General features: G+C 66.2%; 12 protein-coding genes and 2 tRNA genes. 6 read left to right on the top strand and 8 right to left on the bottom strand.

All coding sequences use genetic code 11. The features are described from left to right. Window positions 1-16: 16 nt before the first annotated feature. On the bottom strand, window positions 17-982 hold the full coding sequence (locus tag LK542_RS07705) for a GGDEF domain-containing protein (protein ID WP_227811431.1): 966 nt from the start codon (window positions 980-982) through the stop codon (window positions 17-19). Window positions 983-1013: 31 nt separating this feature from the next. After that, a complete protein-coding gene (locus LK542_RS07700) occupies window positions 1014-3074 on the bottom strand; it encodes an ATP-binding protein (protein ID WP_227811430.1) in 2061 nt (686 codons plus the stop codon). A 207-nt stretch (window positions 3075-3281) separates the two neighbouring features. Between LK542_RS07700 and LK542_RS24880 the strand changes: the two genes are divergently transcribed. The 3 genes from LK542_RS24880 to LK542_RS07685 all read left to right on the top strand — a co-directional run bounded on the left by LK542_RS24880 (window position 3282) and on the right by LK542_RS07685 (window position 5712). Then, entirely contained in the window at window positions 3282-3581 is a 300-nt protein-coding gene (locus tag LK542_RS24880; protein ID WP_227811616.1) for a DNA-binding transcriptional regulator, read from the top strand. A 197-nt stretch (window positions 3582-3778) separates the two neighbouring features. After that, on the top strand, window positions 3779-4648 hold the full coding sequence (htpX, locus tag LK542_RS07690) for a protease HtpX (protein ID WP_227803087.1): 870 nt from the start codon (window positions 3779-3781) through the stop codon (window positions 4646-4648). A gap of 38 nt (window positions 4649-4686) precedes the next feature. Continuing rightward, complete coding sequence (locus LK542_RS07685; RefSeq protein WP_227811429.1) at window positions 4687-5712, top strand: AI-2E family transporter; 1026 nt, start codon at window positions 4687-4689, stop codon at window positions 5710-5712. A gap of 60 nt (window positions 5713-5772) precedes the next feature. On the opposite strand, the gene LK542_RS07680 is transcribed toward LK542_RS07685, so the two are convergent. Then, window positions 5773-5847, bottom strand: a tRNA-Val gene (locus LK542_RS07680). A gap of 77 nt (window positions 5848-5924) precedes the next feature. Here LK542_RS07680 and LK542_RS07675 point away from each other — a divergent pair. Next, the gene (locus LK542_RS07675; protein WP_227811428.1) at window positions 5925-6533 is read left to right on the top strand and encodes a methyltransferase domain-containing protein; all 609 of its coding nucleotides are present in this window, start codon (window positions 5925-5927) and stop codon (window positions 6531-6533) included. Window positions 6534-6576: 43 nt separating this feature from the next. Here LK542_RS07675 and LK542_RS07670 read toward each other — a convergent pair. From LK542_RS07670 to LK542_RS07655, 4 genes are all read right to left on the bottom strand, one after another. Beyond that, window positions 6577-6651 (bottom strand) — tRNA-Val (locus LK542_RS07670). A gap of 26 nt (window positions 6652-6677) precedes the next feature. After that, window positions 6678-7397, bottom strand: coding sequence for a DNA polymerase III subunit epsilon (gene dnaQ, locus LK542_RS07665; protein ID WP_227811427.1), 720 nt, complete (start codon window positions 7395-7397; stop codon window positions 6678-6680). Between the two features lie 88 nt (window positions 7398-7485). Next, the gene (rnhA, locus tag LK542_RS07660) at window positions 7486-7944 is read right to left on the bottom strand and encodes a ribonuclease HI (RefSeq protein ID WP_227811426.1); all 459 of its coding nucleotides are present in this window, start codon (window positions 7942-7944) and stop codon (window positions 7486-7488) included. Then, window positions 7941-8714, bottom strand: coding sequence for a class I SAM-dependent methyltransferase (locus LK542_RS07655; RefSeq protein ID WP_227803092.1), 774 nt, complete (start codon window positions 8712-8714; stop codon window positions 7941-7943). Before LK542_RS07655 ends, rnhA begins: the two co-directional genes overlap by 4 nt. Before the next feature lie 28 nt (window positions 8715-8742). Here LK542_RS07655 and gloB point away from each other — a divergent pair, with 28 nt between their 5' ends. Then, a complete protein-coding gene (gene gloB / locus LK542_RS07650; protein ID WP_227811609.1) occupies window positions 8743-9543 on the top strand; it encodes a hydroxyacylglutathione hydrolase in 801 nt (266 codons plus the stop codon). A 40-nt stretch (window positions 9544-9583) separates the two neighbouring features. On the opposite strand, the gene aceB is transcribed toward gloB, so the two are convergent. Continuing rightward, the gene (gene aceB / locus LK542_RS07645) at window positions 9584-11176 is read right to left on the bottom strand and encodes a malate synthase A (RefSeq protein ID WP_227811425.1); all 1593 of its coding nucleotides are present in this window, start codon (window positions 11174-11176) and stop codon (window positions 9584-9586) included. A gap of 155 nt (window positions 11177-11331) precedes the next feature. Here aceB and LK542_RS07640 point away from each other — a divergent pair, with 155 nt between their 5' ends. Further along, window positions 11332-12234, top strand: coding sequence for a LysR family transcriptional regulator (locus tag LK542_RS07640; protein WP_227803094.1), 903 nt, complete (start codon window positions 11332-11334; stop codon window positions 12232-12234). Window positions 12235-12288: the final 54 nt, after the last annotated feature.

The raw sequence follows: 12288 nt of genomic DNA, 5'->3' as shown, positions 1-12288 counted from the left end.
TGCGCCACAGTGCGGATCAGGCCGCGCTGCTGTCGCCGTCCGCCACCACGCGGTCGCGCCCGCCCCGCTTGGCCGCGTACAGGGCCTTGTCGGCCGCCTCGATCAGGAGTGCCGGTTCGTTCAGGCGCTCGGGGTCGCAGGCAGCCGCGCCGATGCTGAGGGTCACCCAGGGCCTCACCGCCGACGGCGCATGCGGCAGCTTCAACGCCGCCACGTGTTCGCGGATCGCGTTCGCGTGAGCACGCGCCTGCGCCAAGGAGGTGTCGGGCAGGATTGCGGCGAACTCCTCGCCGCCGTAGCGCGCCGCGACGTCGGCTGGGCGCTTGCACATGCCCGCCAGTGCCTGCGCTACCGCGGTGAGGCAGGCATCGCCTTCCTGGTGGCCGAAGTGGTCGTTGTAGGCCTTGAAGGAATCGATGTCCATCAGCAGCAGCGACAGCGCGCCGCCGTTGCGCTGGGCGCGCCGCAGTTCGCGGTCGAGGGCGACGTCGAAGTGGCGGCGGTTGGCGATGCCGGTCAGGCCATCGATATAGGAACGGGCGCGCAGCGACTCGGCGTGGTCGAGCAGGCGGCGCTCGCGGCCGGCCGCGCCGCTGACGTCGCGGATCTCGATCAGGCAGAAGCGCTCGCCGCCTTCGCTGAACGGCGTCACGCTGACCGCCTGCTCGATGCGCTCGCCGTCGAAGCTGCCCGCTTCACGCAGCGGGAACGGGGTGCGGCCGCTAGACGCCGGCACCGTGGTCGCCAGCTCTTCGGTCAGCGCCGCCAGCACCGCAGCCTCGACCCGCGAACCGCGCAACTCGGGGAAGACGTCGTACAGGGAGCGGTCGCGCACGCGCGCGGCGCCATAGCCTGAACGCGGCACCATCCAGCCGTTCCACAGCACGATCTCGTGCGCGGCATCGAGCACGACCAGACCGCAGTCGACGAGGTTGAGGACGCGCGCGGCCAGCGCGCTGTCGGGTTCGGGCTTGATATGCATCGCCGGCTAGCACAAAGATGTCGAAAGGAAACTAAGGGATGATACCCGAGTTCTCTACTCCGATGTCTCCTTCCGCCCCCAGGATCGCTGCCAGCTGTTCCGGTGCAGCGGGCTTGAGCAGGTGATGGTCGAAGCCCGCCTCGCGCGAACGCGCGCGGTCTTCCTGCGCACCCCAGCCGGTCAGCGCCACCAGGCGCAGGTCCTTCAGTCCGGGCAATGCGCGCAGGGCGCGTGCGGTCTGGTAGCCATCCATGCCGGGCATGCCGATGTCGAGGAAGGCCAGGTCGGGCGCGAACGCCGGCGCCGCCTGCAGCGCCTGGGCGCCGTCGTAGACCGTGCGCACCGTATGCCCACCCGCCTGCAGCAGCGCAGCGAGCGAGTCGGCGGCATCGGTGTTGTCATCCGCGACCAGGATGCGCATGCTGGCCCCGGTGCGTGCGCCAGTGCCGTCGTGGGCCGCCGGTTCACCCTCGGCCCCTACCTGCGCCGCCGGCAGGCGCACGGTGAAGCTGCTGCCCTGGCCTGGTCCCCGGCTTTCGGCGGCGACGGTCCCGCCATGCAGCATCACCAGGTGGCGCACCAGCGAGAGCCCGATCCCGAGCCCGCCCTTGGAGCGGTCCAGGCTGCGCGCGACCTGGGTGAACATGTCGAAGATCGAGCCGAGCGCGTCCTGGGCGATGCCGATGCCGGTGTCCGATACCCGCAGCACCACGCCGCCCTCCTCCATGCCGCCCTCGATCCGCACCCGCCCGCCCGGCGGCGTGTACTTGGCGGCGTTCGACAGCAGGTTGCTCAGCACCTGGCTCAGGCGCACGTGGTCGGCGTCCAGCCACAGCGGCTGTTCCGGCACCGCCAGGTCCAGCGTGTGGCGCGCCGCCTCCAGCAGGGGCATGCTGGTCTCGACGGCGCTGGCGACCACCGCCTGCAGCGTGACGCGCTCGACCTTCAGCACCACCTTGCCGGTCGAGACGCGGGCGATGTCGAGCAGGTCGTTGATCAGGTGGACCATGTGTCCCACCTGGCGCTCCATCATGGCGCGCACCCGCGCCATCGCTTCCGGCTTGCCCTCGCTGACGCGCAGCACCTCCAGTCCGTTGCGGATCGGCGCCAGCGGATTGCGCAGTTCGTGCGCCAGCGTGGCCAGGAATTCCGACTTGTGGCGGTCGGCCTCGCGCAGGGCTTCGGTCGAGCGCACCCGCTCGATGTGGGCCCAGCAGCGCTCGACCACGGCGTCGACCAGCGCGATCTCGTCCGCCGTCCAGCGCCGCGGCGCGCGCTGGTGCACCGCCATCATCGCCACCAGCCTGCCCTGCTTGACCAGCGGGCAGCAGATGATGGCCTTGATGCCGATCCGGTTGAACATGTCGGCGCCGTCGTCGGGCGCGAGTTCCGCGTCGACGTCGTTGACCACCAGATCGAGGCCGACCCGCAGCCGGGACGTGGCGCGCGAGCCGAACAGGTCGAGCGAGTAGACGCCGACGGTGCTGAAGGCGCCCGGCTCGGTCCAGTCGTGGCGGATGGTGAAGCGGTCGTTGTCGGGCTCCAGGTCGGCGTAGGCGACGCGGGTCACGCCGAGGTGTTCGCCCAGCAGCCGCGTGGCGCCTTCCATGATGGCCTTGGGATCGGCGGCGATCCGGGTCGCCTCTCCGATGTCGTCCAGCAGACGCAGGCGCTCTTCGACCCGGCGCCGCTCAGTGCCGTCGGCGCCGGTGGCGGACAGGCACTCGACCCGGCCATCGTCGCCGAAGAGTGGCGCGATGACGACGTCGGCATGGCGCCGGCTCCCGTCCGCGCTGAAGTACGGCAGGCCGCAGCGAAACACCGTCCCGGAGGCTGCCTGGGCCACACCGGCGCGCACCTGCTGCACCAGCGCCGGGTCGCCGCGCCACCAGCCGCCTTCCCACAGCGGCCTTCCCACCACTTCTTCACGCAGGTAAGCCCAGGGCGCGAGCGCCTGGCGGTTGACCTCGACCACTGTGCCGCCTGGGGTCAGCAGGGCTGCGTACTCGGTGCTTTGCTCGAAAAAGGCGCGCAACATGGCGCCCTGGCGGACCTGGTCGCGCGCTTGGGTGGACGGGTCGGGTGGATTCATGCGGATCGGGCTTCCTGTCGCGGCGAGGTCATGGGCCGATACCTTACCACTTCAGACACCCCGCCGTGTCAAAACGCGTATTTGCAAAAAATGGACGCTCGTGATTTTTCGTGAGCCTTGGAGCATATCTTTCCGGATACGATCAAGGCTGGTGCGGTCGACTGACTGCAAATGAGAAGTGACATGGGCGAACGGAAGGAACAAGCAATGGCTGGCAAAATGATGGGTGAAGAATTCGGCATCGATATGGTCGTGACGGACGCGGTAGGCAGCGAGCTGGCCGCGGCCGCGCCATCCCTGAACGCCCCGTGGCCTGCCGCGCCGCATGAACTGCGCCGCCTGCGCATCCGCAAACGCGAAAGCCAGGAGAAATTCTGGAGCCGCTTCGGCGTGACCCAGTCCAGCGGCAGCCGCTTCGAAACCGGCGTCGTGATCCCGCCGCCCGTGGCAATCCTGCTGCGCCTGTACGTGAACGGCACGCTCAAGGACGAAGACCTGCACGGCTGAGCAGCCGGCGACGCCATCCGCTGCGCCCCGGCAGCGGACGGCGCCCGTAGTGCCTTACTCTGCACTACTTCTGTTTTTATGAAGTAATAGTTCTGTATTCTTCGCTTTTCCCGGGGTATCCGGGTGCTTTATCCTTATGCATGAGCAGCGCGGCTCAGGAAGCCGCCTGCCGCTATCGATCAACGCACACCGGAACCATGAAACGCATCGTCCTTCTCATCGCGACCAACTTCGCCATCATGCTGGTGCTGGGCATCTCGGCCAGCCTGCTCGGCGTCAACCGCTTCCTCACTGCCAATGGCCTGAACCTCGGCGCCCTGCTCGTCTTCGCAGGCCTGATGGGCTTCGGCGGCGCCTTCATCTCGCTCCTGATCTCCAAGCCGATGGCCAAGTGGTCGACGGGTGCGCGCGTGATCGCGCAGCCGGCCAACGCGACCGAAGCCTGGCTGCTGTCCACCGTGGCCGCCCAGGCCCAGCGCGCCGGCATCGCCATGCCGGAAGTCGCGGTGTATGAGGGCGAGCCGAATGCCTTCGCGACCGGCGCCTCGAAGAACGCTTCGCTGGTGGCGGTGTCCACGGGCCTCCTGGCCTCGATGACCCAGGAAGAAGTCGAAGCGGTGCTGGCGCACGAAGTCGCCCACATCGCCAACGGCGACATGGTGACCCTGACCCTGATCCAGGGCGTGGTGAACACCTTCGTGATCTTCCTGGCGCGCGTGGTCGCCTACGCGGTCGACAGTTTCCTGCGCAAGGACGAGGAAAACACCGGCCCCGGCATCGCTTACACCATCACGGCCATCGTTTGCGATATCCTGTTCGGCATCCTGGCCAGCATCATCGTGGCCTGGTTCTCGCGCCAGCGCGAATACCGCGCCGACCGCGGCGCCGCCAGCATCATGGGCAGCCCGCGTCCGATGATCGCGGCCCTGCAGCGCCTGGGCGGCCTCGCGCAGGGCGCGCTGCCGAAGAACATGGCGGCGTCGGGCATCGCCGGCGGCGGCGTGCTGTCGCTGTTCAGCAGCCACCCGTCGTGCGAGGATCGCGTCGCCGCGCTCCAGCGCGCTTGACCAGCAAGACAACAAGAATAAAGGAGACCCGGGCCAGGATGCGCTACTCGACACTCGTGCTGCCGACGCTGTTCGCGATCGGACTGGCGCTGCTGCTGCAGCACTTCCTCGGCTCGCTGGCCTGGGCCGGCCTGCTGGCGGTCATCACCTGGCCGCTGCACCAACGCCTGCAGGCGCGCGGCCTGCCGCGCATGGCCAGCGCCAGCATCCTGCTCGGACTGCTGATCCTCTGCTTCGTCGGTCCCTCGCTGCTGTTGATCAAGGCCCTCGGCAACGAGCTGGTCGGCATCCAGCGCCTGCTGTTCGAACTCAACAAGGTCGGCGTGCCGGCGCCCAGCTGGCTGCAGGGCATCCCGCTGGTGGCCGAGCGCATCCTCGCGTGGTGGAACGAGCACCTGGCGGTGCCGGGCGGCCTGAACGCGCTGATCCAGACCACGCTGGGCGACGTCATGCCGCACCTGACCGGCGCGGCGCGCTTCTGGGGTTCGGTGATCCTCGCCAACGCGCTGTACCTGTTCCTCACGCTGCTGACCCTGTTCATCCTCTACCTGCACGGGCCGGCCGTGGTGCGCTACGTCGACGGCGCGGGAGTGCGCCTGCTGCCCGATCATTACCCCAACCTGCGCCGCATCCTGCCGCTGTCGGTGCGCGGCACCGCGCTCGGCCTGTGCTCGATCGCGGTGCTCGAAGGGGTCGTGCTCGGCATCGCCTACTACGTCGCTGGCGCACCGGCCCCGGCCCTGCTCGGCGTGATCACCGGCTACCTGGCCCTGATCCCGGGCGGCGCGCCGCTGTCCTTCACCATGGTCTCGCTGCTGTTGCTCGGCCAGGGCAATGCGGGCGCGGCGCTCGGCCTGTTCACCTGGGGCGCCGTGGAGCTGTTCATGGTCGACAAGTTCATCCGCCCGAAACTGATCGGGCACCGCGTCAACCTGCCCTTCCTGGCAGTGCTGTTCGGCCTGCTCGGGGGCGTGTCGACGCTGGGCGTGATCGGCCTGTTCGTGGGCCCCTTCATGATGGCGGTGCTGTTCAGCTGGCTGCGCGCGAACCAGACTGCGTCCTAAGGCGCACGGCACAAAGCAAAAGGCCCGCAGCGTTTGTCGCTGCGGGCCTTTTTTGTATTCTGGTGGGAAGTGCAAGTTTCGAACTTGCGACCCCTGCAGTGTGAATGCAGTGCTCTACCCCTGAGCTAACCTCCCGAGTGCGCGTATTATGCACTATCCCTTGAGTTTCATCAATATGAAACCGCAATGACCAGCTAGCTTGGAGTGTTCCAGTGAATAACGCTGATATGACCGACGCTGCGATCCTCTTGCCAAAGCGGCGCACCCTGGCGCGCTGCGCAGCCTTTCTCGCCGGCGCCGCGCTACTCCTGCCCCGCCGCACCGGTGCGGTCCCGCTGCCGAAAGTGCCTTATGTACCCACCCCGCCAGACCTGGTGCGGCGCATGCTGGCGCTGGGCCGCATCAAGCGCGGCGACGTGGTGTACGACCTGGGCTGCGGCGATGGCCGCATCGTGATCGAAGCGGCGCGGCGCTACGGTGTACGGGGTGTCGGCATCGACCTCGATCCCGAGCGCATCCGCGAAGCACGCGAGAACGCGCGCCGCGCAGGCGTGGAAGAACTGGTGCAGTTTCGTCAGGCCGACCTGTTCGAAACCGACCTGAGTCCGGCCACGGTCGTCATGCTCTACCTGCTGTTCGAAGTGAACCTGAAACTGATGCCGCAGCTGTGGCGCCAGCTGCGCGCGGGCAGCCGGGTGGTGTCGCACGACTTTCACATGGGTGGACAGTGGCCACCCGAAGAGATCGTGCGGGTGGGCCGCAAGACCTTGTATGCGTGGACCATCACACCCGACCTCAAATGGTACGCGGCGCAGCAATAAAAAAACGCTGTCCACCTGCGCGGACAGCGTTCTTTTTTGAATCTGGTGGGAAGTGCAAGTTTCGAACTTGCGACCCCTGCAGTGTGAATGCAGTGCTCTACCCCTGAGCTAACCTCCCGAAGCGAGGCGTATTATGCCACAGGATCACTCAGCCGTCACCTGCAAAGGCGAATAATTCCGCCAGACGCAGCTGCCCTTCACATTCTTGTCCAGGCCCACCAGCACCTCGTTGTGCGCGGCGAGCTCGTCGCTGCTGGCCGCGAGCACGATGATCTCGCCCAGCGGACCGGCATCGCCCAGTTCGCCGCCGGCGCTGGCTTCGACCGCGACATCCATGGTCAGCGAGTTCTGGCCGCGCGTCATCGCCAGGTACACGTCCGCCAGCAGTTCCGAGTCGAGCAGCGCGCCGTGCAGCTTGCGGTGGGCGTTGGAGATCTCGTAGCGGTCGCACAGTGCGTCCAGCGAGTTGCGCTTGCCCGGATGGAGTTCCTTGGCCTGCACCAGGGTGTCGATCACGCCGCTGCAATACTGCGTGAAGGGCGGCAGGCCGAGGCGCTGGAATTCGTGGTTCAGGAAGCCCAGGTCGAAGGGCGCGTTGTGGATGATGACTTCGGCGCCCTGCACGAATTCGCGCAGCTCCTCGACGATCTCGTGGAACTTCGGTTTGTCGCTCAGGAATTCCGTCGTCAGGCCGTGCACCGCCAGCGCCGCTTCGTCCGAATCGCGTTCCGGGTTGATATAACGGTGGAAGTTATTCCCGGTCAGTTTGCGGTTGACGATCTCGACGCAGCCGACTTCGATGATGCGGTCGCCCGTGCGGGGATTCAGGCCGGTGGTTTCGGTATCGAGGACGATCTGGCGCATGGTATGTCTTACTGATGAGTTGGAGCGAGGCGAAGTATAGCGCAGCAGGATCGCGGCCGGGATGCCCGCCGGACGCGCTGTTGTCAAATTAACGCTTGACGGATGCCGCGCCGCGGTTGGCCAGCACGTCGGCCCGCTCGTTGCCCGGATGACCGTTGTGGCCGCGTACCCAGCGCCATTCGACCGCGTGCTGCTGCTGCGCGAGGTCGAGCGCCTTCCACAGGTCGTCGTTCTTCACGGGCTCCTTGGTCGAGGTCTTCCAGCCGCGCGCCTTCCAGCCGTGGATCCATTCCGAGATCCCCTTCTGCACGTACTGGCTGTCAGTGTGCAGGACCACTTGGCATGGCCGATTGAGTACGCCTAGCGCCTCGATCACGGCGCGCAGCTCCATGCGGTTGTTGGTGGTGTTCGGCTCGCCGCCGAAGATTTCCTTTTCGTGGCCACCCGAGACCAGGAGTGCGCCCCAGCCGCCCGTGCCCGGATTGCCCTTGCAGGCGCCGTCGGTGAAGATCTCGACCTTGGTCGCGTTGTTGTTGGTTTCGCTCATTCTCTGTTCGCCGCCGGCACTGCCTGCGGACGCTTGCTCGTTTTCTTGTTCCATGCAGGTCCGATGATGTGCATGCCCTTGACCCGCTTGATGGCGTGGACCACGTACACGGCGCCCAGGTAGGGCCACCAGCGCCGGCCGGCCGACTCCATCATCGAGAACCGGCTCAGCCAGTGGGCTGTCCGGCACGGCGGCGCATAGCAGCCGAAGTGGCTGCGGCTCACGCCGAGATTCAGCAATTTTAACCAGTCCTTGAGGCGCGGCATAGAGATGAACTCGCCGGAGGCCGGCAGGTAGCCGTTGCGCGTGACCTTGCCCACGCCCTGGCGCATGCCCCACAGGCTGGCCGGGTTGAAGCCGCAGATGATCACCTGCCCTTCCGGGATCAGCACGCGTTCGACTTCGCGCAAGACCTGGTGCGGCTCGGCGGCGAACTCGAGCACGTGCGGCAGCACCACCAGGTCGATGCTGTGCGAGGCGAAGGGCAGCTCTTCGAAATCGAGCGCCACCGCGATCTGCTGGCCGCCCGCGGCAAAGGCGAGTTCGTCGGCGGTCGAGCTGCGGATCGCGGCCTGCCACTTGTTGGGCATGCGGCTGGCCGCCAGCGCATCGAGTTGCGGCACGCCGATCTGCAGCGCATTGAAGCCGAAGATATCGACGGTGAGCTCGTCGAGGCAGGCCTGCTCGAAGGCGCGCACGTAGGCGCCCGCCGGCGATTGCAGCCAGCGGTCGAGCGCTATAATGGATTTTTCTGAAGCCGCGCTATCCATGCCACCCCTTGAGCCTTCCGTATTGACCATGACGAGCCAGCCACATCGCGACCTGTCGGTCCTGACTGTTCCTGCATTTAACGACAACTACCTGTGGGTGATCCATGACGGCGCGCATGCCGCGGTGGTGGACCCGGGTGATGCCGGTCCGATCCGCGACGCGCTGACCCAGCACGGGCTGTCCCTGACTGCCATTTTACTCACCCATCACCATGCTGACCATATCGGCGGTGTACCGTCCCTGCTGGCGCAAGCAAATGTGCCTGTGTTTGGGCCGCGCAATGACGGCATCGACGGCATCACGCACCCGCTGGGCGAAGGCGATCGCATCACGGTTCCCGGGCTCGACCTGGAACTCGACGTGCTTGACGTGCCGGGCCATACCCTGGGACACATTGCCTATGTACGGCGCAGCCCAGGTGCGCACTGGCTGTTCTGCGGCGATACCCTGTTCGCCGGCGGCTGCGGCCGCCTGTTCGAAGGCACACCAAGCCAGATGATGGACTCGCTCGCCAAGCTCGCGGCGCTGCCGGACGATACGCTGGTCTATTGCGCGCATGAATATACGGTGTCAAATCTGCGCTTTGCGCAGGCGGTCGAGCCGGATAACCAGGGACTGGCCTTGCGCATGAAGGACGCGAGCGAGAAGCGTGGAACGCGGCTGCCGACGGTGCCGTCGACGATCGGGCTGGAGCGTGGGACGAATCCCTTCCTGCGCGCTACCGAGCCGGGGATCGTGAAGAGTCTGATGGATGCGGGCCGTTTGAAGCCCGGGGCATCGCCGGTTGAAGCGTTCGCGGCGCTGCGCGAGTGGAAGAACGTGTTTTGATTTTGTAGGGTGGCCGGCTCTGCCGGCCACCCTACGGACATCAGATTTCTTCGTACAGCGGCAAGGTCAGGAACTCCGCAAACGTATCCGAGGTCGACATCTGTTCGAAGATCTCGGCCGCGCGCGTATAGCTCGGGCTGTCCTCGTTCGGCGCAACGACGGCTTTCACCTTGGCGAGTTCTTCCGGAATCATCGCGCGCACCATGTCGGCCGTGACCTTGCGGCCATCTTCCAGCACACCTTTCGGGGTACGGATCCACTGCCACACCTGCGAGCGGCTGATCTCGGCGGTCGCCGCGTCTTCCATCAGGTTGTGGATCGGCACGCAGCCATTACCGGCGAGCCAGGCGCCCAGGTAGTGGATGCCGACGTTGATGTTGTAGCGCAGGCCCTCTTCCGTGATCGGCGTTTCCGGCTTGAAGTCGAGCAGTTCGGCTGCCGTGACGTTCACGTCCGGACGCTGCTTGTCGATCTGGTTGGGGCGCTCGCCCAGCACCTTGACGAATTCCGTCATCGCCAGTTCCACCAGGCCCGGGTGCGCCACCCAGCCGCCGTCATAGCCGTCGGTCGCATCGCGCGCCTTGTCATTGCGTACGCCGCCCATCGCGACGTCGTTCTTGGCCGGATCGTTCTTGATCGGGATCAGCGCCGACATGCCGCCGATCGCGGGCGCACCGCGCTTGTGGCAGGTCTTGAGCAGCAGCAGCGCGTAGGCACGCATGAAGGGCGCCGTCATGGTCACCTTGGCGCGGTCGGCCAGGCAGAAGTCCTTGTCCAGCTTGAACTTCTTGATGCATGAGAAGATGTAGTCCCAGCGGCCCGCATTGAGGCCGGCGCTGTGCTCGCGCAGCTCGTACAGGATTTCGTCCATCTCGAAGGCGGCCAGGATGGTCTCGATCAGCACGGTGGCCTTGATGGTGCCGCGCGGGAGGCCGAGCTCTTCCTGGGTCATCACGAAGATGTCGTTCCACAGGCGCGCTTCGAGGTGCGATTCCATCTTCGGCAGGTAGAAATACGGACCGGCGCCGCGCGCCAGCTGTTCCTTTGCATTGTGGAACATGAACAGCGCAAAGTCGAAGATGCCGCCGGAGACGCGCTTGCCGTCGACCAGCACGTGTTTTTCATCCAGGTGCCAGCCGCGCGGACGCACGACCAGGGTCGCGACCTTGTCGTTCAGCTTGTAGGTCTTGCCCTTCTGTTCGAGCGAAATCGTGCCGCGCACGGCGTCGGACATGTTGACCTGGCCCGTGATCTGGTTGTCCCAGTTGGGCGTGTTCGAATCTTCGAAGTCGGTCATGTAGCTGTCCGCGCCCGAGTTCAGCGCGTTGATGACCATCTTGCGCTCGACCGGGCCGGTGATCTCGACGCGGCGGCATTCGAGCGCCTGCGGGATCGGCGCGACCTTCCAGTCGCCTTCGCGGATGTGAGCCGTCTCCGGCAGGAAGTCCGGGCGCTCGCCGGCGTCGAGGCGGCGCGCACGCTCGGCGCGGGCGCCAAGCAGCTGCTGGCGGCGCGGCTCGAAGGCGCGGCTCAGCTTCGCGACCAGCTCGAGTGCCTCAGGCGTGAGGATCCGTTCGTAACCGGGCTTGATGTCGGCCGTGATCTGCATGCCGGCGGGGATGGCGATGGTCATTGCGCTTGCTCCTGTAAATAGAAAACCGGTGCGCGCCAGGCCTGGACGGCAGCCTTGGCGTTTGTCATAGCATCAAGTATATTCACTTACAGATAGCTAAACGATACATTTTCTCACTACATCTGTGCGTTTTTGTATCAAATGGGGAAGCGCACATGGACAAGTTCAGGCAGATCTCGACCTTCGTGGAAGTGGTAGCGCGCGGCAGCCTGTCGGCGGCGGCGCGCGCCGAGGGCATCGCACCGGCCATGATCGGCCGCCGCCTCGACGCCCTGGAGGCACGGCTCGGGGTCAAGCTCCTGCAGCGGACCACGCGCCGCCTGGTGCTGACCGACGAGGGCGCCGCCTTCCTGGAGGATTGCCAGCGCATCCTCAGCGAACTGGAGGAAGCCGAAGCCGCCGCGAGCGAGCGCAGCGCCCATGCCAGCGGACACCTGTTCGTCTCGGCCCCGGCCGGCTTCGGACGCCAGCACGTCGCGCCCCTGCTGCCCTCTTTCCTCGCCGAGCATCGCGACGTGACGGTCAACCTGAACCTCACCGACCGCCTGGTCGACGTCGTCGGCGAAGGCGTGGACGTGGCGATTCGCATCGCCAGCCTGACCGATTCCAGCCTGGTCGGCACCAAGCTGGCGGACAACCACCGCGTGGTCGTGGGCACGCCCGCCTACCTCAAGCGCCACGGCAGGCCGCGCGTGCTGGCCGACCTAGCCAGGCACAACTGCCTGGCGATCAGCAGCGAAGGCAGCCAGCGCGGCTGGACCTTTCTCGATGCGGGCAAGCCGGTCACGCTGAAAGTGGGCGGCAACATGGAGTGCAACGACGGCGCCGTACTGCACGCCTGGGCGCTGGCCGGCAAGGGCTTGGCCTGGCGCTCGATGTGGGAAGTCGGAAGCCAGATCGCATCTGGCGAATTGTGCACGGTGCTCGACGAATTCGCGGCGCCGGGGAATGACATCTACGCGGTATTCGCCCAGCGCCAGCACCTGCCCTTGCGCATCCGCGCTTTCGTCGATTTCCTGCGCCGAAACTATTCTCAGCCGAATTACTGGCAGATTTGACGGTGTAGCGGATCCGACGGGCAAAAAAAATCCCCGGCGATCCGGGGATTTTTT

The organism is Massilia sp. IC2-477, assembly GCF_020707265.1.
Taxonomy (GTDB): Bacteria; Pseudomonadota; Gammaproteobacteria; order Burkholderiales; family Burkholderiaceae_D; genus Telluria.
Note: the sequence above shows the minus strand (reverse complement) of the source record. Positions and strands in the feature narration are given on the sequence as shown.

What these genes read in the sequence shown, in the direction of transcription:
- LK542_RS07705 (WP_227811431.1), bottom strand. Translation starts at nt 982, where the DNA reads ATGCATATCAAGCCCGAACCCGACAGCGCGCTGGCCGCGCGCGTCCTC.
- LK542_RS07700 (WP_227811430.1), bottom strand. Translation starts at nt 3,074, where the DNA reads ATGAATCCACCCGACCCGTCCACCCAAGCGCGCGACCAGGTCCGCCAG.
- LK542_RS24880 (WP_227811616.1), top strand. Translation starts at nt 3,282, where the DNA reads ATGGCTGGCAAAATGATGGGTGAAGAATTCGGCATCGATATGGTCGTG.
- htpX (WP_227803087.1), top strand. Translation starts at nt 3,779, where the DNA reads ATGAAACGCATCGTCCTTCTCATCGCGACCAACTTCGCCATCATGCTG.
- LK542_RS07685 (WP_227811429.1), top strand. Translation starts at nt 4,687, where the DNA reads ATGCGCTACTCGACACTCGTGCTGCCGACGCTGTTCGCGATCGGACTG.
- dnaQ (WP_227811427.1), bottom strand. Translation starts at nt 7,397, where the DNA reads ATGCGCCAGATCGTCCTCGATACCGAAACCACCGGCCTGAATCCCCGC.
- rnhA (WP_227811426.1), bottom strand. Translation starts at nt 7,944, where the DNA reads ATGAGCGAAACCAACAACAACGCGACCAAGGTCGAGATCTTCACCGAC.
- LK542_RS07655 (WP_227803092.1), bottom strand. Translation starts at nt 8,714, where the DNA reads ATGGATAGCGCGGCTTCAGAAAAATCCATTATAGCGCTCGACCGCTGG.
- gloB (WP_227811609.1), top strand. Translation starts at nt 8,743, where the DNA reads ATGACGAGCCAGCCACATCGCGACCTGTCGGTCCTGACTGTTCCTGCA.
- aceB (WP_227811425.1), bottom strand. Translation starts at nt 11,176, where the DNA reads ATGACCATCGCCATCCCCGCCGGCATGCAGATCACGGCCGACATCAAG.
- LK542_RS07640 (WP_227803094.1), top strand. Translation starts at nt 11,332, where the DNA reads ATGGACAAGTTCAGGCAGATCTCGACCTTCGTGGAAGTGGTAGCGCGC.